This is a genomic window from Enterobacter sp. MGH 38, assembly GCF_000492855.1.
Taxonomy (GTDB): Bacteria; Pseudomonadota; Gammaproteobacteria; order Enterobacterales; family Enterobacteriaceae; genus Enterobacter; species Enterobacter hormaechei_C.
This window is the reverse complement of the sequence record NZ_KI535607.1, coordinates 366,786-389,252: the sequence shown is the minus strand read 5'-3', so window position 1 is coordinate 389,252 and position 22,467 is coordinate 366,786. Positions and strand designations below refer to the sequence as shown.

Here is a 22,467-nt window from a genome sequence, read left to right as displayed (position 1 = left end):
AGGAATATCTACAGGGGCGGGCGAGCAGATTGCGCAACATGCGAGCATGATCCAGAGATTTCTTAAGCTGCCAAAGAATGGTCCATGTACATGCCCTGCGGCTTGGGTTACATTGTTGGCACTTTTTTCCGGCGTAGCCCAAAACGCGCTGTCGTCAAGGGCATGGCCTTTAACAGTCCGATCTGGAGTTAAAATGTCCTCACGTAAAGAGCTTGCTAATGCTATTCGTGCGCTGAGCATGGACGCAGTACAGAAAGCCAAATCCGGCCACCCGGGTGCCCCTATGGGCATGGCTGACATCGCCGAAGTCCTGTGGCGTGATTTCCTTAACCACAACCCGCAGAACCCGGCATGGGCAGACCGCGACCGTTTCGTGCTGTCTAACGGCCACGGCTCTATGCTGATCTACAGCCTGCTGCACCTCACTGGCTACGATCTGCCAATCGAAGAGCTGAAAAACTTCCGTCAGCTGCACTCCAAAACTCCAGGTCATCCGGAAGTAGGCTACACCGCTGGCGTTGAAACCACTACCGGTCCGCTGGGTCAGGGCATCGCTAACGCCGTAGGTATGGCGATTGCAGAGAAGACCCTGGCGGCGCAGTTTAACCGTCCTGGCCACGACATCGTTGACCACTTCACCTACGCCTTCCTGGGCGACGGCTGCATGATGGAAGGCATTTCTCACGAAGTGTGCTCCCTGGCAGGCACCCTGAAGCTGGGTAAACTGGTTGCGTTCTACGACGACAACGGCATTTCTATCGACGGCCACGTTGAAGGCTGGTTCACTGACGACACCGCTGCACGTTTCGAAGCCTACGGCTGGCATGTTGTGCGCGGCGTTGATGGCCACGATGCTGACTCGATTAAACGTGCCGTAGAAGAAGCGCGCGCCGTGACCGACAAACCGTCCCTGCTGATGTGCAAAACCATCATCGGCTTCGGTTCTCCGAACAAAGCGGGCACTCACGACTCCCACGGCGCACCGCTGGGCGACGCGGAAATTGCACTGACCCGTGAAGCGCTTGGCTGGAAACACCCTGCCTTCGAAATCCCGTCTGAAATCTACGCTCAGTGGGATGCGAAAGAAGTGGGTCAGGCGAAAGAAGCGGCCTGGAACGAGAAGTTCGCGGCTTACGCGAAAGCCTTCCCACAGGAAGCGGCTGAGTTCACCCGTCGTATGAAAGGTGACATGCCGTCTGACTTCGACGCCAAAGCGAACGAGTTCATCGCGAAGTTGCAGGCGAACCCAGCCAAGATCGCCAGCCGTAAAGCATCTCAGAATGCGATCGAAGCGTTTGGCCCTCTGCTGCCTGAATTCCTCGGCGGCTCCGCTGACCTGGCGCCATCAAACCTGACCCTGTGGTCCGGATCTAAGCCAATCAACGAAGATACTGCCGGTAACTACATCCATTACGGTGTACGTGAGTTCGGTATGACTGCGATTGCCAACGGTATCGCTCTGCACGGTGGTTTCCTGCCGTACACTTCTACCTTCCTGATGTTTGTGGAATATGCACGTAACGCCGTGCGTATGGCTGCGCTGATGAAACAGCGTCAGGTGATGGTCTACACCCACGACTCCATCGGTCTGGGCGAAGATGGTCCAACTCACCAGCCAGTAGAGCAGGTGGCTTCCCTGCGCGTGACCCCGAACATGAGCACATGGCGTCCATGTGACCAGGTTGAATCTGCGGTGGCGTGGAAATACGGCGTTGAGCGTCAGGATGGCCCGACCGCGCTGATCCTCTCCCGTCAGAACCTGGCGCAGCAGGAGCGTACCCCAGAGCAACTGGCAAACATCGCGCGCGGTGGTTACGTGCTGAAAGATTGCGCAGGCCAGCCTGAGCTGATCTTCATCGCGACCGGTTCTGAAGTTGAACTGGCCGTTGCCGCATGGGAAAAACTGACTGCCGAAGGCGTGAAAGCGCGTGTGGTTTCTATGCCTTCTACCGATGCGTTCGACAAGCAGGATGCCGCGTACCGCGAATCCGTACTGCCTAAAGCGGTCTCCGCTCGCGTGGCAGTGGAAGCGGGTATCGCAGACTACTGGTTCAAATACGTGGGTCTGAACGGCGCTATCGTCGGGATGACCACGTTTGGTGAGTCTGCGCCAGCTGAACAGCTGTTTGAAGAGTTCGGCTTCACCGTTGAAAACGTTGTCGCTAAGGCGAAAGAACTGCTGTAATTGTTTGTCCGGTGCGGGCTGATGCCCTCACCCTGGCTCTCTCCCACGGGGAGAGGGAGAATAAAGTAGGCCGGGTAAGCGCTAACGCGCCACCCGGCTTTTTTGTAAGCATTATTCCACCCAAAATGTGACGCAAGTCATATAGCTCGCTTATTCATCTGGACAGACATTCCTTTTATTCCCCGATTCGCTTATTCTTGCTGAAGCGTTTCAGTCGATTAAATGTTCGACAATTGACCAATCAATCGCAGTTTGTGACAGCAAGGATTCCCCTTCGGGCGTCGCTGGATTACTCTTTCAGCCACCTCAAACTCAGGGATAGCTTTGCAGGAGATCTATGACCGTACGCGTAGCGATTAATGGCTTCGGTCGCATCGGGCGCAACGTGGTTCGTGCTTTATATGAATCCGGGCGTCGTGCGGAAATCACCGTGGTGGCAATCAATGAACTGGCGGATGCTGCGGGCATGGCACATTTGTTGAAATATGACACCAGCCACGGTCGCTTTGCCTGGGATGTTCGCCAGGAAAGGGAACAGCTGTTCGTCGGTGACGATGCCATCCGCGTGCTGCATGAGAACAGTATTGAAGGGCTGCCCTGGCGCGAACTGGGTGTGGATGTGGTGCTGGACTGTACCGGCGTGTACGGTAACCGTGAACATGGCGAAGCGCATCTGAATGCTGGCGCGAAAAAAGTGCTGTTCTCCCATCCCGGCAGTAACGACCTCGACGCCACCGTCGTGTTTGGTGTTAACCAGCACGAGCTGCACGCTGAACACCGCATTGTCTCCAACGCCTCCTGCACCACCAACTGCATTATTCCGGTCATTAAACTGTTAGACGATGCTTATGGCATTGAATCCGGCACCGTGACCACGATTCACTCCGCCATGCACGATCAGCAGGTAATCGACGCCTACCATCCGGATTTACGACGCACTCGCGCGGCGAGCCAGTCAATCATTCCGGTGGATACGAAACTGGCTGCCGGGATCACCCGTATTTTCCCGCAGTTTAACGACCGTTTTGAAGCGATTGCCGTGCGCGTTCCGACGATAAACGTCACCGCAATCGATCTTAGCGTGACGGTGAAAAAACCGGTAAAAGCCTGTGAAGTCAACCTGTTGCTGCAAAAAGCGGCACAGGGAGCATTTCATGGTATAGTTGACTATACGGAATTACCGTTGGTCTCAGTAGATTTTAACCACGACCCGCATAGCGCCATCGTGGATGGCACGCAGACGCGAGTCAGTGGTGCGCACCTCATCAAGACGCTGGTCTGGTGTGATAACGAATGGGGCTTTGCTAACCGAATGCTCGACACCACGTTAGCCATGGCCGCGAAAGGTTTCAGGTAGAGCGCACCTTGCGCTTGCAAAACTTTAAGAATCAACGAGAGGATTCACCATGTCTGTAATTAAGATGACCGATCTGGATCTGGCAGGTAAACGCGTTTTCATCCGTGCCGATCTGAACGTACCGGTTAAAGATGGCAAAGTGACCAGCGACGCGCGTATCCGTGCATCTCTGCCAACCATTGAACTGGCTCTGAAGCAGGGCGCTAAAGTGATGGTCACCTCCCACCTGGGCCGTCCAACTGAAGGCGAGTACAACGAAGAGTTCTCTCTGCTGCCGGTTGTTAATTACCTGAAAGACAAACTGTCCAGCCCGGTTCGCCTGGTGAAAGATTACCTGGACGGCGTAGAAGTTGCCGAAGGTGAGCTGGTTGTTCTGGAAAACGTTCGCTTCAACAAAGGCGAAAAGAAAGACGACGAAACCCTGTCCAAAAAATACGCTGCGCTGTGCGACGTATTCGTGATGGATGCATTCGGTACGGCTCACCGTGCGCAGGCATCTACCCACGGTATCGGTAAATTCGCAGACGTCGCCTGTGCAGGTCCGCTGCTGGCTGACGAACTGGAAGCGCTGGGTAAAGCACTGAAAGAACCTGCTCGTCCAATGGTCGCTATCGTTGGTGGTTCTAAAGTTTCTACTAAACTGACCGTACTGGATTCTCTGTCCAAAATCGCTGACCAGCTGATCGTTGGCGGTGGTATCGCGAACACCTTCGTTGCTGCGCAAGGCCACAACGTGGGTAAATCCCTGTACGAAGCGGATCTGGTTGACGAAGCCAAACGTCTGCTGGGTACCTGTGATATCCCGGTTCCAACTGACGTTCGCGTGGCAACCGAGTTCTCCGAAACTGCTACCGCAACCCTGAAATCTGTTAACGACATCAAAGATGAAGAGCAGATTCTGGACCTGGGCGACGTTTCTGCACAGAAACTGGCTGAAATCCTGAAAAACGCAAAAACTATCCTGTGGAACGGTCCTGTCGGCGTGTTCGAATTCCCGAACTTCCGCAAAGGGACTGAGATCGTGGCTAACGCTATCGCAGACAGCGAAGCGTTCTCTATCGCAGGCGGTGGTGACACCCTGGCAGCTATCGACCTGTTCGGTATCGCTGACAAGATCTCCTACATCTCCACTGGTGGCGGCGCATTCCTCGAATTCGTGGAAGGCAAAGTTCTGCCAGCAGTAGCAATGCTCGAAGAGCGCGCTAAGAAGTAAGCCATTCAGGGGCAGGGAAACCTGCCCAATTTTCAGCGCGCTTATCAGAGCTCGCACCATTTCTAACGGCCGAAGATACAGGACTAAGCAACATGTCTAAAATTTTTGATTTCGTAAAACCTGGCGTTATCACTGGTGATGACGTACAGAAAGTGTTCCAGGTAGCTAAAGAAAACAACTTCGCTCTGCCAGCAGTTAACTGCGTGGGTACCGACTCCATCAACGCCGTACTGGAAACCGCTGCAAAAGTTAAAGCACCGGTTATCGTTCAGTTCTCTAACGGCGGCGCTGCGTTCATCGCAGGTAAAGGCGTGAAAACTGACATTCCTCAGGGTGCTGCAATCCTGGGCGCTATCTCTGGTGCGCACCACGTACACCAGATGGCTGAACACTACGGTGTTCCGGTTATCCTGCACACTGACCACTGCGCGAAGAAACTGCTGCCGTGGATCGACGGTCTGCTGGACGCGGGTGAAAAACACTTCGCGGCAACCGGTAAGCCACTGTTCTCTTCTCACATGATCGACCTGTCCGAAGAGTCTCTGGAAGAAAACATCGAGATCTGCTCTAAGTACCTGGCGCGTATGTCCAAAATGGGCATGACCCTGGAAATCGAACTGGGTTGCACCGGCGGTGAAGAAGACGGTGTGGACAACAGCCACATGGACGCTTCTGCACTGTACACTCAGCCAGAAGACGTTGATTACGCTTACACCGAGCTGAGCAAAATCAGCCCACGCTTCACTATCGCAGCGTCCTTCGGTAACGTACACGGCGTATACAAACCAGGTAACGTGGTTCTGACCCCGACCATCCTGCGTGATTCTCAGGAATACGTGTCCAAAAAACACAACCTGCCGCACAACAGCCTGAACTTCGTCTTCCACGGCGGTTCCGGTTCTTCTGCTCAGGAAATCAAAGATTCCGTAAGCTACGGCGTAGTGAAAATGAATATCGATACCGACACCCAATGGGCAACCTGGGACGGTATCCTGCAATACTACAAAACCAACGAAGCTTACCTGCAAGGTCAGCTGGGCAACCCGAAAGGCGAAGACCAGCCGAACAAGAAATACTACGATCCACGCGTATGGCTGCGCGCTGCCCAGACTTCTATGATTACTCGTCTGGAGCAGGCATTCAAAGAACTGAACGCGGTTGACGTTCTGTAATTTGAGCTATTCATAGCGTCAAGAGGTCCGCATATGCGGGCCTTTTTTTATGCTTTTTCAATATCCTGCAATACCTGATTTTGTGATCTGTTTGGCAAAGCCGGTGCTTTTTGTTTACCCTTTACTGACCTGCCTGTCTCCATGGGGGATGGATTTTGTGTTTTGGTTTAACAAAAGGAAGAATAAATGGAACAACTTGATGTTGTAGACAGCATCAATAACGCGGGTAACTGGCTGGTGCGCAACCAGGCGCTACTGCTGAGCTACGCCGTGAATATTGTTGCCGCTATTGCCATCATCATTGTCGGGATGATCGTGGCGCGTATCGTTTCGAACGCTGTCAACCGGGTGATGGTCGCACGACACATTGATGCCACAGTCGCCGATTTCCTCTCCGCGCTGGTCCGTTACGGCATTATCGCCTTTACGCTGATTGCGGCGCTGGGGCGTGTCGGCGTGCAGACGGCATCCGTCATCGCTGTGCTCGGTGCTGCCGGTCTGGCCATTGGTCTGGCATTGCAGGGTTCGCTGTCTAACCTGGCGGCGGGCGTATTGCTGGTGACCTTCCGTCCGTTCCGTTCCGGTGAGTATGTGGATCTGGGCGGTATTGCCGGTACCGTGTTGCAGGTTCAGATTTTCTCCACGACCCTGCGTACCGTGGATGGTCGCATTGTGGTAGTCCCGAACGGGAAAATCATTGCGGGCAATATCATTAACTTCTCCCGCGAGCCGGTGCGTCGTAACGAGCTGATCATCAGCGTGGCGTACGACTCCGATATCGATCAGGTGAAGTCTCTGATTACCAACATCATTGCTTCAGATGACCGTATTCTGAAGGACCGCGAGCAGACCGTTCGTCTGAACGAGCTGGGCGCGTCATCTATTAATTTTGTGGTGCGCATCTGGAGCAAAAGCAGCGATCTTCAAAACGTTTACTGGGATGTGCTGGAGCGCATCAAGCGTGATTTCGATGCCAACGGCATCAGCTTCCCGTACCCGCAGATGGACGTAAACGTCAAAAAAGTCAAAGAAGCAGAGTAACGTCTCCCGTAGGCCCGGTAAGCGTCAGCGACACCGGGCTTTTCTTTTATTAGCCCGGCTAATCCCCAATTAATATTATCCATTTCCTCTAATGACGTTCCCGCAGTATAGTCTGCCTCCAGGACAACTCTGCGAGAATTACGTCATGTTATCTTATTATTTTCAGGGGCTTGCGTTAGGTGCGGCCATGATCCTTCCCCTTGGTCCACAAAATGCGTTCGTGATGAACCAGGGCATTCGCCGTCAGTACCATCTGATGATTGCCCTGCTGTGTGCGGTGAGCGATCTGCTGCTGATTTGCGCCGGGATTTTTGGCGGCAGCGCCCTGTTGATGCAGTCGCCGTGGCTGCTGGCGCTGGTTACCTGGGGCGGCGTAGCGTTTCTGCTGTGGTACGGGTTTGGTGCCCTGAAAACGGCCATGAGCAGCAATCTTGAGCTGGCTAGCGCCGAAGTGATGAAGCAGGGGCGCTGGAAGATTATCGTCACCATGCTCGCCGTGACGTGGCTTAACCCGCACGTCTACCTTGATACCTTTGTGGTACTGGGCAGCCTGGGCGGACAGCTGGACGTTGAGCCGAAACGCTGGTTTGCGCTCGGTACGGTCAGCGCCTCCTTCCTCTGGTTCTTCGGTCTTGCGATCCTGGCGGCGTGGCTGGCGCCACGACTGCGTACCGCCAAAGCACAGCGCATTATCAATACCCTGGTGGGGCTGGTGATGTGGTTTATTGCCTTCCAGCTGGCGAAAGAGGGCATTCATCACGTACAGGGATTGTTCAACTAAGCGTTGTCTTATGGACATCTGGACAAGACCCGCTAAGCTTGCTGGCATGAGCCCTGTTAACAGGGCACTCTTCGCAACATGGAGGAATGACAGTGAAGTTTAAGGTGATGGCCCTGGCGGCATTAGTAAGTTTAGGTGCGGTGTCGGTGCAGGCGAATGAACTGCCGAACGGCCCGCACATTGTCACTTCAGGCACGGCAAGTGTGGATGCGGTACCGGATGTTGCAACCCTGGCAATTGAAGTGAACGTGGCGGCGAAAGATGCTGCTTCCGCCAAGAAACAGGCAGACGATCGTGTTGCGCAATACCTCTCTTTCCTGGAACAGAACGGTGTCGCGAAAAAAGACATCAGCTCTGCGAACCTGCGTACCCAACCGGATTACGACTACCAGAACGGCAAAAGCATCCTGAAAGGCTATCGCGCCGTGCGTACTGTAGAAGTGACCGTGCGCCAGCTTGATAAGCTCAACGGATTGCTGGATGGTGCGCTGAAGGCAGGGCTGAACGAAATTCGTTCCGTCTCGCTGGGCGTTGCGCAACCGGAGAAATATAAAGACGAAGCGCGTAAAGCGGCGATAGATGATGCCATTCATCAGGCGCAGCAGCTGGCATCCGGCTTCAAGAGCAAGCTCGGTCCGGTTTACAGCGTCCGTTACCACGTTTCAAACTACCAGCCAAGCCCGATGGTGCGGATGATGAAGGCGGACGCCGCGCCGGTTTCTGCTCAGGAAACCTACGAGCAGCCAACCATTCAGTTCGACGATCAGGTTGATGTGGTGTTCCAGCTGGAGCCGACTGAAACTCAGCAAACTGAGGCGGCTAAGGCGCAGTAGTTTGCCCTCACCCTAACCCTCTCCCACAGGGAGAGGGAATTCAAGCGATTAATCCTGTCTCAACACCTTATGCCCAAACGCCAGCAGCGCGTCGGTGACGTTGCGCATCATGCGGCTTTCCGGGGCAAAACGGTGCCAGTACAGCATCCGGCGCTGATACAGCCCCGGGGTTAAATCAATCAGCTCACCGCTTTTCAACTCTTTCTCAATCTGCAAATGCGGGATCATGCAGCAGGTGGTGCCCTGACGCGCGAGCTGTACGAAGGCTTCGGACGAGTTAACGATATGACACGGCACGCTGCCCGGCGGCAAATCGAAGTTTTGTTGCAGGAAGGCCTGATGCATATCGTCCAGATGGTCGAACGCGACGGCAGGGGCTTTCAGCAGCGCGGCGCGAGTCACGCCGTTCGGGAAGTAGCGCTCGGCAAAGGCTTTTGAACCGACAAACAGGTAATCCAGCGCGCCCAGCTGATCCACCAGACAGCTTGGCAGCGCCTGCGGCTGAATACTGACCGCCCCAACCACTTCGCCACGGCGCAGGCGTTCCTGAGTGCGGGTCTCGTCTTCAACCTGAAGGTTCAGGCGGATTGGGGAGTCGGCCAGCACCGGCGCAAGGGCCGGCAGCAGCCAGGTTGCCAGACTGTCGGCGTTCACCGCCAGCGACAGCAGCAGCGGCGTGGAGCCGGTTTGTTCATCGCCCAGCCATTCATCTTCCAGCAGTTCAACCTGACGCAGCAGGGCGAGGAGCTTTTGTCCTTGCTCTGTCGGACGCGGCGGTACGGTACGCACCAGCAGCGGCTGCCCGAACATGTTTTCAAGCTGTTTGATACGCTGTGATACGGCGGACTGGGTGATGCACAGCTTTTGCGCCGCGCGCTCAAAACCGCGTTCACGAATAACTGCATCAAGTGCCTGTAGTGTTCTGTAGTCCGGACGTTTCATTGCTCTGGCTGACTCCTTAATTTTGCTTAATCTGCACTATGACACAATTTTCCCTTCGTGGCAGACGAAATCCATTCGACGTGTTCTATAATGCGCCCTGAGTTTTCACACCACAGGCAAAACGATCATGACGCAGGATGAACTGAAAAAAGCAGTAGGATGGGCCGCTCTCCAGTACGTACAGCCGGGTACCATTGTCGGTGTTGGTACGGGGTCCACGGCGGCACACTTTATCGATGCGCTGGGCACGATGAAGGGGCAGATCGAGGGTGCGGTTTCCAGCTCCGATGCTTCCACGGAAAAGCTGAAAAGCCTCGGCATCACCGTTTTCGACCTCAACGAAGTGGACCGTCTGGGCATTTACGTTGATGGCGCGGATGAAATCAACGGCCACATGCAGATGATCAAAGGCGGTGGCGCGGCGCTGACCCGCGAAAAAATCATCGCTTCCGTGGCGGATAAGTTCATCTGCATCGCGGACGCCTCCAAGCAGGTCGACATTCTGGGGAATTTCCCGCTGCCGGTCGAAGTGATCCCGATGGCGCGCAGCGCGGTTGCCCGTCAACTTGTGAAGCTGGGCGGTCGTCCGGAATACCGTCAGGGTGTGGTGACCGACAACGGCAACGTGATCCTCGACGTTCACGGCCTTGAGATCCTCGATGCCATTGCGCTGGAAAATGCGATCAACGGCATTCCAGGCGTTGTTACCGTAGGGTTATTTGCCAACCGTGGCGCGGATGTGGCGCTGATCGGCACGGCTGACGGTGTAAAAACCATCGTAAAATGATCTGACGGGGGGAACGCTCCCCCCCGCTAAAAAAATTTTGAAAAGCTAAATTCGGTGACTTGTGTCACGTTTTTCCGCCTCTTTTGCCGATCCTGCCACGTTCGTAATTTTCCGCAGCATTTTCCTCTGCCATTTTGCCCTGTATGACTTTTCTTCAGAGTGCCGACGCAAACGTTCATATTGCTGCAATAGTTTTTTTTGATATGTTGGCTGCACGGGATTTATATCCAGCACAACATCAGTTCAGATAAAAACAGGGTCGGGTAAATGGCAAAGGTATCATTGGAGAAAGACAAGATTAAATTCCTGCTGGTTGAAGGCGTGCACCAGAAAGCGCTCGATAGCCTTCGCGCAGCAGGCTACACCAACATCGAATTTCACAAAGGCGCGCTGGACACTGAAGAGCTGAAAGCGTCCATCCGTGATGCCCATTTCATTGGCCTGCGATCCCGTACCCAACTGACTGAAGACGTTATTGCTGCGGCGGAAAAGCTGGTGGCGATTGGCTGTTTCTGCATCGGCACCAACCAGGTTGATCTGAATGCCGCCGCAAAACGCGGTATCCCGGTCTTTAACGCGCCGTTCTCTAACACCCGTTCCGTGGCGGAGCTGGTAATTGGCGAGCTGCTGCTGCTCCTGCGCGGCATTCCGGAGGCTAACGCCAAAGCGCACCGCGGCGTGTGGAATAAGCTGGCTGCGGGCTCCTACGAAGCCCGTGGGAAAAAGCTCGGGATTATCGGTTACGGCCATATCGGTACGCAGCTCGGTATTCTGGCGGAATCTCTCGGCATGCACGTGTTTTTCTACGATATCGAAAGCAAGCTGCCGCTGGGTAACGCGACGCAGGTGCAGCATCTTTCTGACCTGCTGAACATGAGCGACGTGGTAAGCCTGCACGTGCCGGAAAATGCGTCCACCAAAAACATGATGGGCGCAGAAGAGCTGGCGCTGATGAAGCCGGGCTCTCTGCTGATCAACGCCGCGCGTGGCACCGTGGTTGACATTCCTGCACTGTGCGACGCGCTGAAGCGTAAACATCTGGCGGGTGCGGCGATTGACGTGTTCCCGACGGAACCGGCCACCAACAGCGATCCGTTCACCTCTCCGCTGTGCGAGTTCGACAACGTGATCCTGACGCCGCACATCGGCGGTTCTACTCAGGAAGCGCAGGAGAATATCGGCCTGGAAGTGGCGGGTAAACTGAGCAAATATTCCGATAACGGTTCAACGCTCTCTGCGGTGAACTTCCCGGAGGTGTCTCTGCCGCTGCACGGTGGGCGTCGTCTGCTGCACATCCACGAAAACCGTCCTGGCGTGCTGACCGCCATCAACCAGATCTTTGCCGAGCAGGGCGTTAACATTGCTGCGCAGTATCTGCAAACTAACTCGCAGATGGGTTATGTGGTTATTGATATTGAAGCGGATGAAGACATCGCCGAGAAAGCATTGCAGAGCATGAAGGCCATTCCGGGGACGATTCGCGCGCGTCTGCTGTACTGATGGTGCGGTCTGTGATGTCGGGTGGCGCTTACGCTTACCCGACCTACAATGTTCGATGATTTATGTAGGCCGGGTAAGGCGTAGCCGCCACCCGGCTTTATTCTACCAGGTCCAGGTTTTACTGGGCGTCACCACCGCCGGCAACGGCACATCCCATTTCTCTACGGGTAATACCTCCACGCCCTGGCAATCATGCGCATACCCCACCGGCTGCAATCCGTACTGCTGCCAGTTTTGCAGCGTCCTGTCATAGAACCCCCCGCCCATGCCTAATCGCTGGCCCTGCTCGTCAAACGCCACCAGCGGCGTAATCAGCACATCCAGTTCAGATAGCGGCAGCACGTCGCGCACGTCGAGTTTGGGTTCGGTGATTTTCAGACGATTTACCACCAGCTCGCTGTGCGGATGGTAGTGCAGAAACAGCAGATTGCCTCGGCTAAAGGGATGTAGCACCGGCAGATAAACTTTTTTCCCGGCGCGCCAGAGCTGGTCGATAAGCGGTTGGGTATCCAGCTCACCATCAAACGAGAGAAACAGGGCGACGGTGTTTGCCATCACCACAGGCGGATAGGCCATCATGCGGGCGGCGGCCTGCTGGGCAAAATGTGCCTGTTGCTCGGCGCTTAAGGCGCGACGACGCTGGCGAATAAGCTGACGGATGTCCTGGCGTGAAGCAGAAACTTCAGGGAATTGAGTCATGGTAGTCGGTAGAAGAAAAGAGAGGGAATCTCCGAGATGCCGCCGCAGGCTGTAACCCTTGAACCCTTGGTTCAAGGTGAATGTGTCGTCATAGTTTTAAGGCTTCTCGGACGGACCGAGCATGCTCACCAACCATGGAGCGCCACATTCTTGTGGTATGAAATATCGGCTCAGGGGACTGGCCCGCTTGCGAACATCTCAGAGAAATTTTGTCTTCACAGTTACTCTACCATAGTCAACTGAGAAGTGTTATTCAAACTTTGGTCCCGGTCTTTCGGGACTGCGACCTTGATCAAGCAATGCCTGTTCTATGGTCTGCTGGAGCATTTTAATGCGCTGCTCCATGCTTGCCGCGTAATCGCGGGTCTTCGCTTTTTCCTGAGTCAGTTCATAGCTGATGTTCAACGCGGCGATGAAAACCAGCTGCTCAGTATTTGTGACTCTAGTGCGTTCTTTTAGATCTTGCAACCGCTGATTCAAATCGTCCGCAGCCTGATTCAAGGCATCCCTTTGTTCAGGCGGACAATTCACTCGCAGTGAACGGCCAAAAATCTGGAGATCGACGGGTTGTGCAGACATGCCACCTTCCTGCTGATTGACTGCGCTGCCTTCGCTTACTGCCCCGGGGGCTGCGAAGGGGCGACACTATAGCTACCCTGATGTGAAGATACAAGCCCTTTTCTGGTATCACCAGGGTCCAAAGTGGTAGCATATCATGAATATCCTCCCTTTGATGACGAATGCGTATGTCTATACAGAACGAAATGCCTGGTTACAAGGATTTAAACCAGTTACTGAACCAGCAGGGAGTCGGTCTGACCCCTGCCGAAATGCACGGTCTGATCAGCGGCATACTGTGCGGCGGAAACAGCGACAGCTCATGGCAGCCGCTGATCCACGACCTCACCAACGAAGGGCTGGCGTTTGGCCACGAACTGGCGGAAGCGCTGCGTAAAATGCACGCCGCAACCAGCGATTCCCTGGAAGACGATGGCTTTCTTTTTCAGCTTTATCTGCCTGAAGGCGACGATGTCAGCGTCTTCGATCGCGCCGATGCGCTCGCGGGTTGGGTAAACCACTATCTTCTTGGCCTGGGCGTAACCCAGCCTAAACTGGATAAAGTGACCGGCGAAGCGGGTGAAGCGATCGACGATCTGCGTAATATCGCCCAGCTCGGCTACGATGAAGACGAAGACCAGGAAGAGCTGGAAATGTCTCTCGAAGAGATTATCGAGTACGTGCGCGTGGCGTCTCTGCTGTGCCACGACAACTTTACGCGCTCGCAGCCGACCGCGCCGGAAGTTCGCAAGCCAACATTACACTAAGAAAAATAACGCACAGGAGGGTGTCATGGTTATCTCCAGTCAAGAGTATTCTCGCCGTCGTCAGGCGCTGCTGGCAAAAATGCAGCCGGGAAGCGCTGCCCTGATTTTCGCCGCGCCGGAAGTGACGCGCAGCGCCGACAGCGAATACCCCTATCGCCAGAGCAGTGATTTCTGGTACTTCACCGGGTTTAACGAGCCGGAAGCGGTACTGGTGCTGATTAAAAGCAATGACACCCACAACCACAGCGTGATTTTTAACCGCGTGCGCGATCTGACCGCGGAAATCTGGTTTGGCCGCCGCTTAGGGCAGGAGGCGGCGCCGGAAAAACTGGGCGTGGACCGTGCGCTGGCCTACAGCGAAATCAACCAGCAGCTTTACCAACTGCTGAACGGCCTGGACGTGCTCTATCACGCGCAGGGCGAATACGCGTATGCGGATGACATTGTCTTCACCGCGCTGGATAAGCTGCGTAAAGGCTCACGTCAGAATTTGTCTGCACCCGCCACCCTGACGGACTGGCGTCCGATGGTGCATGAGATGCGTCTGTTTAAGTCTGAAGAAGAGCTGAACGTGATGCGCCGCGCGGGCGAAATCAGCGCCCTGGCGCATACCCGCGCCATGGAAAAGTGCCGTCCCGGTATGTTCGAGTACCAGCTTGAAGGCGAAATTCACCATGAATTTAACCGTCACGGCGCGCGCTTCCCGTCCTATAACACCATCGTAGGCGGCGGTGAAAACGGCTGCATTCTGCACTACACCGAAAACGAAAGTGAACTGCGCGACGGCGATCTGGTGCTGATTGACGCGGGCTGTGAATATCAGGGTTACGCGGGCGACATCACCCGTACCTTCCCGGTGAACGGTAAATTCACCACCGCGCAGCGTGAAATCTATGACATCGTGCTTGAGTCTCTGGAGACCGCGCTGACGCTGTTCCGCCCTGGCACCTCCATCCAGGAGGTTACGGGCGAGGTGGTGCGCATCATGATTACCGGGCTGGTGAAGCTCGGCATTTTGAAAGGCGATGTGGACACCCTTATAACCGAAAACGCCCATCGTCCGTACTTTATGCACGGCCTGAGCCACTGGCTGGGGCTGGATGTGCATGACGTCGGGGCATACGGTCCGGAACGTTCGCGCGTGCTGGAGCCAGGCATGGTGCTGACCGTTGAGCCTGGGCTGTACATCGCGCCGGATGCCGACGTGCCAGAACAGTACCGCGGGATCGGCATTCGCATTGAAGATGACATCGTCATCACCGAAACCGGTAACGAAAACCTGACCGCGACCGTGGTGAAAAAAGCCGACGACATCGAGGCGCTGATGGCGGCGGCACGCGTATGAGCGTGATCATCGTTGGCGGAGGCATGACCGGCGCTACTCTGGCGCTGGCCATTTCGCAGTTAACCAAAGGCCAGCTTCCGGTGCATCTTGTTGAGGCGGTTGCGCCGCAGGCGGCCGATCATCCCGGCTTCGATGCCCGCGCCATCGCGCTGGCCCAGGGAACCTGCCAGCAGCTTGCGCGCATTGGCATCTGGCAGGCGATAGCGGACTGCGCGACGGCCATCGGCACCGTTCACGTCAGCGATCGCGGCCACGCCGGGTTTGTGACGCTGGATGCCCACGATTACCGAATTGAGGCACTGGGGCAGGTCGTCGAGCTGCATGACGTGGGGCTGCGGCTGTTCCGTCTGTTACAGGATGCCCCTGGCGTCACGCTGCACTGTCCGGCGCGCGTCGCCAGCTTCAGCCGCCGTGACGAGGCCGTCAGCGTGACGCTGGACAACGGCACCACGCTGGAGGGGCAACTGCTGGTGGCGGCAGATGGTTCACGCTCCGCGATCGCCACGCAGTGCGGCGTCGAATGGCGCTCTGAACCCTATGGACAGGCGGCGGTCATCGCTAATGTCTCTACGGCTGGCGCGCATAACGGCAGGGCATTTGAGCGCTTCACGGAGCACGGCCCGCTGGCCATGCTGCCGATGTCGAACGGGCGCTGCTCGCTGGTATGGTGCCATGCGCAGGATCGGGCCGATGAGGTTCTCTCCTGGTCCGACGAACGTTTTTGTTCCGAGCTGCAAAAGGCCTTCGGCTGGCGGCTTGGGCGCATCACCCACGCCGGAAAACGCGTGGCCTATCCGCTTGCGCTGACGACCGCATCGCAGACTGTCTCCCATCGCGTCGCCCTGGTCGGCAACGCCGCGCAGACGCTACACCCCATCGCCGGGCAAGGCTTCAACCTTGGCCTCCGTGACGTGATGAGCCTGGCCGAGCTCCTGGCCCGAACGTGGAGCGAACAACAGGATTGTGGCGCTTACTCAGTGCTGAGCCATTACCAGAAACGACGCCAGGCGGACAAAGCGGCGACCATTGGCGTCACCGACGGTTTAGTCCACCTGTTTGCCAATCGCTGGGCACCGCTGGTTGCGGGTCGCAACCTTGGGCTTATGGCGATGGAACTGTTCATTCCGGCACGTGACGTGCTGGCGCAGCGGACCCTGGGTTGGGTCGCGCGTTAAGGAGTATTGACCGTGCAAAATGTTGATGTCGCCATTGTGGGCGGCGGAATGGTAGGACTGGCGCTGGCTTGTGGTTTACAGGGCAGCGGCCTGCGCGTGGCCGTGCTTGAGCAAAAAGCGCCGCAGCCTGTGGCGCAGGATGCACCGCCAGAGCTGCGCGTCTCGGCGATCAATGCCGCCAGCGAAAAGCTACTGACGCACCTTGGCGTCTGGTCTGAAATCGTGGCGCTCCGTGCCAGTTGCTATCACGGGATGGAAGTGTGGGACAAAGACAGCTTTGGCCGTATCGCGTTTGACGATGAAAGCATGGGTTACAGCCACCTTGGACATATCATTGAAAACGCGGTGATCCACCACGCGCTGTGGCAGAAAGCGCAGCAGTGCAGCGACGTCACGCTGATCGCACCGGCGAAACTTCAGCAGGTGGCGTGGGGCGAAAACGACGCGTTTATCACTCTTGAAAGTGGCGATATGCTGACTGCGCGTCTGGTAGTGGGTGCCGACGGCGCCAATTCCTGGCTCCGTAACAAAGCGGATATTCCGCTGACCTTCTGGGATTACCGTCATCACGCGTTGGTGGCCACAATCCGCACCGAAGAGCCGCACGGCGGCGTGGCGCGCCAGATTTTCCATAATGACGGCATTCTGGCCTTCCTGCCGCTTGCCGATCCGCATCTCTGCTCCATCGTCTGGTCCTTAGAGCCGGAGAAAGCGCAGCAGATGCAGGAGACGACGCCGGATGCCTTCAGTCAGGCGCTATGCGTGGCGTTTGATAACCGTCTGGGCCTGTGCGGGCTTGAAAGCGAACGCCAGACGTTTCCGTTAACCGGTCGCTACGCGCGTCAGTTTGCCGCGCACCGTCTGGCGCTGGTGGGGGATGCGGCGCATACCATTCATCCGCTGGCCGGGCAGGGAGTGAACCTCGGCTTTATGGACGCGGCTGAGCTGGTTGAAGAGCTGCGTCGCCTGCATCGGGAAGGCAAAGATATTGGTCAGCATCTGTATCTGCGTCGCTACGAGCGCAGCCGCAAACACAGTGCGGCTATGATGCTGGCGGGTATGCAGGGCTTCCGCGAGCTGTTTGCCGGAGCGAACCCGGCGAAAAAACTGCTGCGCGATATTGGCCTCAAACTGGCCGACACCCTTCCCGGCGTAAAACCGCAGCTTCTTCGTCAGGCAATGGGCCTCAACGATCTTCCCGACTGGTTACGTTAATCTCGATCCCCGTCACACTTTATTTTCCCGGCCTGCGCGCCGGGGAAATTTCCTCGTTTGAAATAATCTAATTTCACGTCATTTTTCGCATTAGAAAATCTAATCTTACTATTTTTATGTTACGGAAATTCGGCCCATTTTTCCGCATGAAATATCAGCATCTGCTAAATCCTGTTAGATCAATGTTAATTTTATGCGGGTTTAATCGCATTTTCCCAGTGAATAACTCTGTAGGCTTTTCAGCGATTTTTGGTCATAAGCTAATGTGATGACCCGTTTTACCTTATGGTTAACCGCCGGTTTCGGTGGTAAGTTCAGGTAAAAGAGAACGTTTGCGTCGGCCCCCGATCGCGAGGCCGACACCGGGTTTCACGGTGAATTTTTCAACGAGGAAAAGATGGCTCAACAGACTCCTTTGTACGAACAGCACGTGTTATGCGGTGCCCGCATGGTGGACTTCCACGGCTGGATGATGCCGCTGCATTACGGCTCGCAGATTGATGAGCACCACGCGGTGCGCACCGATGCCGGTATGTTCGACGTGTCTCATATGACGATTGTCGACCTGCGCGGTAGCCGCACCCGGGAGTTTTTGCGTTATCTGCTGGCAAACGACGTCGCCAAACTGAAGACGCCGGGCAAAGCGCTCTATACCGGTATGCTCAATGCCTCTGGCGGCGTGATTGACGACCTCATCGTCTACTACTTCACCGAAGATTTCTTCCGCCTCGTTGTAAACTCCGCCACCCGCGAAAAAGACCTCTCCTGGATTTCCCAACACGCTGAACCTTACGCCATTGACATCACTGTCCGTGACGATCTGTCGCTGATTGCCGTACAGGGGCCAAACGCCCAGGCGAAAGCCGCGTCTCTGTTCAGCGACGAGCAGCGCAAAGCCACCGAAGGCATGAAGCCATTCTTCGGCGTGCAGGCGGGGGATCTGTTTATCGCCACCACCGGCTACACCGGTGAAGCGGGCTATGAAATTGCCATGCCAAACGAGAAGGCCGCTGATTTCTGGCGTGCGCTGGTGGAGGCAGGTGTGAAGCCTGCGGGCCTGGGCGCGCGCGATACTCTGCGTCTGGAAGCGGGGATGAACCTCTACGGTCAGGAGATGGACGAAGGCGTCTCTCCGCTGGCCGCCAACATGGGCTGGACCATCGCATGGGAACCGGCTGACCGTGATTTTATTGGTCGTGAAGCGCTGGAGATGCAGCGCGAGAAGGGCACTGAACAGCTGGTAGGCCTGGTGATGAAAGAAAAAGGCGTGCTGCGCGGCGAGCTGCCGGTGCGCTTCACCGATGCCGATGGCAATCATCGCGAAGGCGTGATCACCAGCGGAACGTTCTCCCCGACGCTCGGCTACAGTATTGCCCTGGCACGCGTGCCGGCGGGGATTGGCGAAACGGCGGTGGTGCAGATCCGCAACCGCGAAATGCCGGTCAACGTGACCAAACCGATTTTTGTTCGCGCCGGTAAGCCGGTCGCCTAACTATTTTTATCAGGAGAACTTCAATGAGCAATGTGCCAGCAGAACTGAAATACAGCAAAGAACACGAGTGGCTGCGCAAAGAGGCGGACGGCACTTACACCGTTGGGATCACCGAGCACGCGCAGGAGCTGCTGGGCGACATGGTGTTTGTTGACCTGCCGGAAGTGGGCGCAACCGTGAGCGCAGGCGATGACTGTGCGGTGGCGGAATCCGTTAAAGCGGCCTCTGACATCTACGCCCCGGTAAGCGGTGAAATTGTTGCCGTGAACGACGCGCTCAGCGACTCCCCGGAGCTGGTGAACAGCGAACCGTATGAAGGCGGCTGGATCTTCAAGATCAAAGCCAGCGACGAAGCGCAGGTTGCCGCGCTGCTGGATGCGACCGCGTACGAAGCACTACTGGAAGACGAATAAGCCATTTCCCTCTCCCCTTGGGGAGAGGGAGAAAACACATTCACTGCACGTTTCAGGAACCATCGCTCATGACACAGACTTTAAGCCAGCTTGAAAACCGTGGCGCCTTCATTGAACGTCACATTGGGCCGGATGCTCAGCAACAGCAGGAGATGCTGAAGACAGTTGGCGCGGATTCATTAAACGCACTGATCGGCCAGATCGTGCCAAAAGACATCCAGCTTGCCACGCCGCCGCAGGTAGGCGAGTCCACGACGGAGTTCGCCGCGCTGGCGGAGCTTAAGGCCATCGCCAGCCTTAACAAGCGCTATAAGTCTTACATTGGCATGGGCTACACCAACGTGCAGTTACCGCCGGTGATCCTGCGTAACATGCTGGAAAACCCGGGCTGGTACACCGCTTATACCCCATATCAGCCAGAAGTCTCCCAGGGCCGTCTGGAAGCGCTGCTGAACTTCCAGCAGGTGACGCTGGATCTGACCGGTATGGATATCGCCTCTGCCTCGCTGCTGGATGAAGCCACCGCCGCCGCCGAAGCGATGGCGATGGCGAAGCGCGTGAGCAAACTGAAAAACGCCAACCGTTTCTTCGTCGCGGCGGACGTGCATCCCCAGACGCTGGACGTGGTGCGCACCCGTGCGGAAACCTTCGGCTTTGAGGTGATTGTCGACGACGCTGAAAAAGTGCTGGATCACCAGGACGTCTTCGGCGTGCTGTTGCAGCAGGTGGGCACCACCGGGGAAGTACACGACTACGGCGCACTGATCGCCGAGCTGAAATCCCGTAAGGTTATTGTTAGCGTCGCCGCTGATTTTATGGCGCTGGTGCTGCTGACGGCGCCAGGTAAACAGGGCGCGGATATTGTCTTCGGCTCAGCCCAGCGTTTCGGCGTGCCGATGGGCTACGGCGGCCCGCACGCGGCGTTCTTTGGCGCGAAAGATGAATTTAAACGCTCCATGCCAGGCCGTATTATCGGCGTATCGAAAGATGCCGCCGGTAACACCGCGCTGCGCATGGCGATGCAGACCCGCGAGCAGCATATCCGCCGCGAGAAAGCGAACTCCAACATCTGTACCTCGCAGGTACTGCTGGCTAACATTGCCAGCCTGTACGCGGTGTTCCACGGTCCGGCTGGCCTGAAGCGCATTGCCAGCCGCATCCACCGTCTGGCCGATATCCTGGCCTGCGGTCTGCAACAGAAAGGTCTCAGACTGCGTCATGAACACTATTTCGACACCCTGTGCGTCGAGGTGGCAGACAAAGCGGCCGTGCTGGCGCGCGCCGAGGCAGCTCAAATCAACCTGCGCAGCGACATTCACAATGCAGTCGGCATTACGCTGGACGAAAGCACCACCCGTGACGATATCCTGACCCTGTTCAACGTATTGCTGGGTGACGCACACGGTCTGGATGTTGATACGCTCGACAAAGAGGTTGCGCTCGACAGCCGCTCCATTCAGGAAAGCATGCTGCGCGACGACGCGATCCTGACTCACCCGGTGTTCAACCGCTATCACAGCGAAACCGAGATGATGCGTTACATGCACTCTCTGGAACGTAAAGATCTGGCGCTGAACCAGGCGATGATCCCGCTGGGCTCCTGCACCATGAAGCTGAACGCCGCGGCTGAGATGATCCCAATTACTTGGCCTGAATTCTCTGAGCTGCACCCGTTCTGCCCGGCTGAGCAGGCGGAAGGGTATCACATGATGATCAACCAGCTCTCCGACTGGCTGGTGAAGCTGACCGGTTATGACGCGCTCTGCATGCAGCCGAACTCCGGCGCGCAGGGTGAATACGCCGGTCTGCTGGCAATCCGTCACTATCACGAAAGCCGCAACGAAGGCCACCGTGATATCTGCCTGATCCCAAGCTCTGCCCACGGTACCAACCCGGCTTCTGCCCAGATGGCAGGAATGGAAGTGGTGGTTGTGGCGTGCGACAAAAACGGCAACATCGATCTGGCCGACCTGCGCGCCAAAGCCGAGCAGGCGGGCGACAAACTCTCCTGCATCATGGTGACCTACCCATCCACCCATGGCGTGTACGAAGAAACTATCCGTGAAGTGTGTGAAGTGGTGCATCAGTTCGGCGGCCAGGTTTACCTCGACGGCGCAAACATGAACGCCCAGGTGGGCATCACCTCTCCGGGCTTTATTGGCGCGGATGTGTCGCACCTGAACCTGCACAAAACCTTCTGCATTCCGCACGGCGGTGGCGGCCCGGGGATGGGCCCAATCGGCGTGAAAGCGCACCTGGCACCGTTTGTGCCGGGCCACAGCGTGGTGCAGATTGAAGGCATGCTGACCCGTCAGGGCGCGGTCTCCGCGGCACCGTTCGGCAGCGCCTCTATCCTGCCAATCAGCTGGATGTATATCCGCATGATGGGCGCGGAAGGGCTGAAGCAGGCCAGCCAGGTAGCGATCCTTAACGCCAACTACATCGCAACGCGTCTGAAGGACGCCTATCCGGTGCTCTATACCGGCCGCGACGGTCGCGTGGCGCACGAATGCATCCTCGATATTCGTCCTCTGAAAGAAGAGACGGGCATCAGCGAGCTGGATATTGCCAAGCGCCTGATCGACTACGGATTCCACGCGCCAACCATGTCCTTCCCGGTTGCGGGAACGCTGATGGTTGAGCCGACCGAGTCTGAAAGCAAGGTGGAACTGGATCGCTTTATCAACGCCATGCTGGCGATCCGCAGCGAAATCGACCGCGTGAAAGGCGGGGAGTGGACGCTGGAAGATAACCCGCTGGTTAACGCGCCGCATACCCAGAACGAACTGGTGGCAGAGTGGAACCACGGTTATACCCGCGAACTGGCTGTCTTCCCGGCAGGTGTGGTAAACAAATACTGGCCAACCGTGAAACGTCTTGATGATGTTTACGGCGACCGTAACCTGTTCTGCTCCTGCGTACCGATGAGCGAATACCAGTAACGTTGTTCCTGTAGTAACGTAGGCCGGGTAAAGCGAAGCCGCTACCCGGC

At 56.4% G+C, this 22,467-nt stretch carries 19 protein-coding genes and 1 other RNA gene; 16 read left to right on the top strand and 4 right to left on the bottom strand.

Annotated features, from left to right (window positions below; translation table 11 throughout):
- The first annotated feature begins 193 nt into the window (after positions 1–193).
- The 7 genes from tkt to L384_RS19075 all read left to right on the top strand — a co-directional run bounded on the left by tkt (position 194) and on the right by L384_RS19075 (position 8,582).
- Positions 194–2,185: a transketolase gene (gene tkt / locus L384_RS19045; RefSeq protein ID WP_003860074.1), complete on the top strand. Its 1,992-nt coding sequence runs from the start codon at positions 194–196 to the stop codon at positions 2,183–2,185.
- A 337-nt stretch (positions 2,186–2,522) separates the two neighbouring features.
- Positions 2,523–3,542 (top strand): erythrose-4-phosphate dehydrogenase, encoded by a 1,020-nt coding sequence (epd, locus tag L384_RS19050; protein WP_003860076.1) that lies wholly within the window; start codon positions 2,523–2,525, stop codon positions 3,540–3,542.
- A gap of 49 nt (positions 3,543–3,591) precedes the next feature.
- Complete coding sequence (gene pgk, locus L384_RS19055; RefSeq protein WP_003860077.1) at positions 3,592–4,755, top strand: phosphoglycerate kinase; 1,164 nt, start codon at positions 3,592–3,594, stop codon at positions 4,753–4,755.
- 92 nt (positions 4,756–4,847) lie between these two features.
- Entirely contained in the window at positions 4,848–5,927 is a 1,080-nt protein-coding gene (gene fbaA / locus L384_RS19060) for a class II fructose-bisphosphate aldolase (RefSeq protein WP_003860079.1), read from the top strand.
- A 186-nt stretch (positions 5,928–6,113) separates the two neighbouring features.
- Positions 6,114–6,968, top strand: a complete 855-nt coding sequence (locus L384_RS19065) for a small-conductance mechanosensitive channel MscS (RefSeq protein WP_022651818.1) — start codon at positions 6,114–6,116, stop codon at positions 6,966–6,968.
- A gap of 145 nt (positions 6,969–7,113) precedes the next feature.
- Entirely contained in the window at positions 7,114–7,749 is a 636-nt protein-coding gene (gene argO, locus L384_RS19070) for an arginine exporter ArgO (RefSeq protein WP_003860085.1), read from the top strand.
- Positions 7,750–7,841: 92 nt separating this feature from the next.
- A complete protein-coding gene (locus tag L384_RS19075) occupies positions 7,842–8,582 on the top strand; it encodes an oxidative stress defense protein (RefSeq protein WP_023323718.1) in 741 nt (246 codons plus the stop codon).
- Between the two features lie 48 nt (positions 8,583–8,630).
- On the opposite strand, the gene argP is transcribed toward L384_RS19075, so the two are convergent.
- Positions 8,631–9,524: a DNA-binding transcriptional regulator ArgP gene (gene argP / locus L384_RS19080; protein ID WP_003860089.1), complete on the bottom strand. Its 894-nt coding sequence runs from the start codon at positions 9,522–9,524 to the stop codon at positions 8,631–8,633.
- A gap of 127 nt (positions 9,525–9,651) precedes the next feature.
- Here argP and rpiA point away from each other — a divergent pair, with 127 nt between their 5' ends.
- Positions 9,652–10,311, top strand: a complete 660-nt coding sequence (gene rpiA, locus L384_RS19085) for a ribose-5-phosphate isomerase RpiA (RefSeq protein ID WP_003860091.1) — start codon at positions 9,652–9,654, stop codon at positions 10,309–10,311.
- Between the two features lie 267 nt (positions 10,312–10,578).
- Entirely contained in the window at positions 10,579–11,811 is a 1,233-nt protein-coding gene (gene serA / locus L384_RS19090) for a phosphoglycerate dehydrogenase (RefSeq protein WP_017692705.1), read from the top strand.
- 102 nt (positions 11,812–11,913) lie between these two features.
- On the opposite strand, the gene L384_RS19095 is transcribed toward serA, so the two are convergent.
- The 3 genes from L384_RS19095 to zapA all read right to left on the bottom strand — a co-directional run bounded on the left by L384_RS19095 (position 11,914) and on the right by zapA (position 13,089).
- Positions 11,914–12,510, bottom strand: a complete 597-nt coding sequence (locus L384_RS19095) for a 5-formyltetrahydrofolate cyclo-ligase (protein WP_003860095.1) — start codon at positions 12,508–12,510, stop codon at positions 11,914–11,916.
- 24 nt (positions 12,511–12,534) lie between these two features.
- Positions 12,535–12,718, bottom strand: a non-coding RNA gene (gene ssrS / locus L384_RS21635) — 6S RNA.
- A 41-nt stretch (positions 12,719–12,759) separates the two neighbouring features.
- Complete coding sequence (zapA, locus tag L384_RS19100; protein ID WP_003860096.1) at positions 12,760–13,089, bottom strand: cell division protein ZapA; 330 nt, start codon at positions 13,087–13,089, stop codon at positions 12,760–12,762.
- A 167-nt stretch (positions 13,090–13,256) separates the two neighbouring features.
- Between zapA and L384_RS19105 the strand changes: the two genes are divergently transcribed.
- The 7 genes from L384_RS19105 to gcvP all read left to right on the top strand — a co-directional run bounded on the left by L384_RS19105 (position 13,257) and on the right by gcvP (position 22,417).
- Positions 13,257–13,835 carry a YecA/YgfB family protein gene (locus L384_RS19105; RefSeq protein WP_003860099.1) on the top strand — a complete coding sequence of 193 codons (579 nt, stop codon included), beginning with the start codon at positions 13,257–13,259 and terminating at the stop codon, positions 13,833–13,835.
- Between the two features lie 31 nt (positions 13,836–13,866).
- Complete coding sequence (pepP, locus tag L384_RS19110) at positions 13,867–15,180, top strand: Xaa-Pro aminopeptidase (RefSeq protein ID WP_086527952.1); 1,314 nt, start codon at positions 13,867–13,869, stop codon at positions 15,178–15,180.
- Positions 15,177–16,355, top strand: coding sequence for a 2-octaprenyl-6-methoxyphenyl hydroxylase (gene ubiH / locus L384_RS19115; RefSeq protein ID WP_003860103.1), 1,179 nt, complete (start codon positions 15,177–15,179; stop codon positions 16,353–16,355). Before pepP ends, ubiH begins: the two co-directional genes overlap by 4 nt.
- Before the next feature lie 12 nt (positions 16,356–16,367).
- The gene (gene ubiI / locus L384_RS19120) at positions 16,368–17,570 is read left to right on the top strand and encodes an FAD-dependent 2-octaprenylphenol hydroxylase (protein WP_023323717.1); all 1,203 of its coding nucleotides are present in this window, start codon (positions 16,368–16,370) and stop codon (positions 17,568–17,570) included.
- A gap of 397 nt (positions 17,571–17,967) precedes the next feature.
- Entirely contained in the window at positions 17,968–19,062 is a 1,095-nt protein-coding gene (gcvT, locus tag L384_RS19125) for a glycine cleavage system aminomethyltransferase GcvT (RefSeq protein WP_003860107.1), read from the top strand.
- A gap of 23 nt (positions 19,063–19,085) precedes the next feature.
- Positions 19,086–19,475 carry a glycine cleavage system protein GcvH gene (gene gcvH, locus L384_RS19130; RefSeq protein ID WP_006811885.1) on the top strand — a complete coding sequence of 130 codons (390 nt, stop codon included), beginning with the start codon at positions 19,086–19,088 and terminating at the stop codon, positions 19,473–19,475.
- Positions 19,476–19,543: 68 nt separating this feature from the next.
- Positions 19,544–22,417 carry an aminomethyl-transferring glycine dehydrogenase gene (gene gcvP, locus L384_RS19135; protein ID WP_023323716.1) on the top strand — a complete coding sequence of 958 codons (2,874 nt, stop codon included), beginning with the start codon at positions 19,544–19,546 and terminating at the stop codon, positions 22,415–22,417.
- Positions 22,418–22,467: the final 50 nt, after the last annotated feature.

Excerpts from the sequence above, each read along its gene's own strand:
- L384_RS19095 (WP_003860095.1), bottom strand. The coding sequence starts at position 12,510 with ATGACTCAATTCCCTGAAGTTTCTGCTTCACGCCAGGACATCCGTCAG.
- epd (WP_003860076.1), top strand. The coding sequence starts at position 2,523 with ATGACCGTACGCGTAGCGATTAATGGCTTCGGTCGCATCGGGCGCAAC.
- zapA (WP_003860096.1), bottom strand. The coding sequence starts at position 13,089 with ATGTCTGCACAACCCGTCGATCTCCAGATTTTTGGCCGTTCACTGCGA.
- gcvP (WP_023323716.1), top strand. The coding sequence starts at position 19,544 with ATGACACAGACTTTAAGCCAGCTTGAAAACCGTGGCGCCTTCATTGAA.
- ubiH (WP_003860103.1), top strand. The coding sequence starts at position 15,177 with ATGAGCGTGATCATCGTTGGCGGAGGCATGACCGGCGCTACTCTGGCG.
- pgk (WP_003860077.1), top strand. The coding sequence starts at position 3,592 with ATGTCTGTAATTAAGATGACCGATCTGGATCTGGCAGGTAAACGCGTT.
- tkt (WP_003860074.1), top strand. The coding sequence starts at position 194 with ATGTCCTCACGTAAAGAGCTTGCTAATGCTATTCGTGCGCTGAGCATG.
- rpiA (WP_003860091.1), top strand. The coding sequence starts at position 9,652 with ATGACGCAGGATGAACTGAAAAAAGCAGTAGGATGGGCCGCTCTCCAG.
- L384_RS19065 (WP_022651818.1), top strand. The coding sequence starts at position 6,114 with ATGGAACAACTTGATGTTGTAGACAGCATCAATAACGCGGGTAACTGG.
- gcvT (WP_003860107.1), top strand. The coding sequence starts at position 17,968 with ATGGCTCAACAGACTCCTTTGTACGAACAGCACGTGTTATGCGGTGCC.
- gcvH (WP_006811885.1), top strand. The coding sequence starts at position 19,086 with ATGAGCAATGTGCCAGCAGAACTGAAATACAGCAAAGAACACGAGTGG.
- argP (WP_003860089.1), bottom strand. The coding sequence starts at position 9,524 with ATGAAACGTCCGGACTACAGAACACTACAGGCACTTGATGCAGTTATT.
- fbaA (WP_003860079.1), top strand. The coding sequence starts at position 4,848 with ATGTCTAAAATTTTTGATTTCGTAAAACCTGGCGTTATCACTGGTGAT.
- L384_RS19105 (WP_003860099.1), top strand. The coding sequence starts at position 13,257 with ATGTCTATACAGAACGAAATGCCTGGTTACAAGGATTTAAACCAGTTA.
- serA (WP_017692705.1), top strand. The coding sequence starts at position 10,579 with ATGGCAAAGGTATCATTGGAGAAAGACAAGATTAAATTCCTGCTGGTT.
- argO (WP_003860085.1), top strand. The coding sequence starts at position 7,114 with ATGTTATCTTATTATTTTCAGGGGCTTGCGTTAGGTGCGGCCATGATC.